Genomic DNA, 1237 nt, shown 5'->3' on the forward strand with positions numbered 1-1237 from the left:
GAAATTAAGCCATTGATGCAAACCGATGTTAACTGTTGCCGTTTTTACGATTCAGTTTGGTTTTTCGACGAAATGTTTTTTGAGTGAGTTCGGCTTTTCACGCTTCTAATTTTCTGAGTAAGTTTGGCTTTGCATAAAGTTGTTTTTTGAGTGAGTTCGGCTTTTCACGCTTCCAATTTTCTGAGTAAGTTTGGCTTTTACTTTTTGAGGAAAACCGATATTTTAATTTCACCGAAGTTCTGAACACGGTTACAGTTAACGTCCCGCCGCTTGGCGAGGTTGGGGACTAAATTAAGATTTATTTTTCGGTTAAGCACAAAATTTTCAAATACAAGACCAACTTTAAATTAAGCCTAAAACCCCAATCTAGCCAAACGGCTGTTATATGCCGTTTTTGTTTTTTGCCCACAACAAAAACTCTTTATTATCTGCGCATCGCATTGATTCGGTTACATTTTCAAAATTAAAATTATCATATTTTGAAACAATATCATAAATTCTGTCAAATCCTAAACTTCCGTGTGGTATTAAACAACCTGAGTTTTCTCCAAGCAATGCAAGCCAAATATCCGGAGCCGATGGTCCAACGTCGGTATTTATTAATTTGATTTCCTCAATATCTTTCCATAATATTTGTTCGGTTTTTCTTTTTGGATGCTCAACTTTGACAAACTTATCTGTGATTATAGTTTCGTAATAATCTTCAGGCTGAAACTTCGCCGCAAAAAGTTTTTTAAAGAAATTCATTTGAGGTTTTTATCTGATTCTAATTAACTCTCCATCATCAAATCCAATTGTTATAGCAATCGCATTTTCTAGCAAAGGAATATTTAGCTTTCCTTCCTTCTCTAATTCCATTAAGGCATTTGCACTATAATTTAAAATTTTATTCCACGGCTCTGATTTTAACTTTTCGGGGAAATTTAAATATCTATAGGGTTTTGTAGGCAATTCGATGCATGCCCAATCATCATCATTTTCATCATATTCAAAACTACCAGCAAAGTACATTCTGTAACCTGTGACATCTTCGTATATTCCAAAATTAAATGCAATCACTTCTTTTGGCGGAATTCCATCAATTTGTTGAATATTATTTATCCAGTTTATAATTTCTTCTTTCATTAATTTTTGTTTTCTGGTAGATAGTTTCTACTTGGGGCGGATTCAAGACCTTAACGCAATTTCGGGTCTGTTAAATTAATTAGTTAAAAGTAAGATTCTTTTCTAAATTTTG

The 1237-nt window shown here is 33.3% G+C and carries 2 protein-coding genes; both read right to left on the bottom strand.

Annotation, left to right across the window (positions count from 1 at the left end):
• Positions 1–381 precede the first annotated feature (381 nt).
• Positions 382–747 carry a hypothetical protein gene (locus tag FNW07_RS13645; protein WP_126745375.1) on the bottom strand — a complete coding sequence of 122 codons (366 nt, stop codon included), beginning with the start codon at positions 745–747 and terminating at the stop codon, positions 382–384.
• A 9-nt stretch (positions 748–756) separates the two neighbouring features.
• Positions 757–1125, bottom strand: coding sequence for a hypothetical protein (locus tag FNW07_RS13650; protein WP_126745376.1), 369 nt, complete (start codon positions 1123–1125; stop codon positions 757–759).
• Between the last annotated feature and the right edge of the window lie 112 nt (positions 1126–1237).

It is taken from the genome of Flavobacterium sp. GT3R68, from assembly GCF_007109225.1.
Classification (GTDB): domain Bacteria; phylum Bacteroidota; class Bacteroidia; order Flavobacteriales; family Flavobacteriaceae; genus Flavobacterium.

What these genes read in the sequence shown, in the direction of transcription:
- FNW07_RS13645 (WP_126745375.1), bottom strand. Translation starts at nt 747, where the DNA reads ATGAATTTCTTTAAAAAACTTTTTGCGGCGAAGTTTCAGCCTGAAGAT.
- FNW07_RS13650 (WP_126745376.1), bottom strand. Translation starts at nt 1,125, where the DNA reads ATGAAAGAAGAAATTATAAACTGGATAAATAATATTCAACAAATTGAT.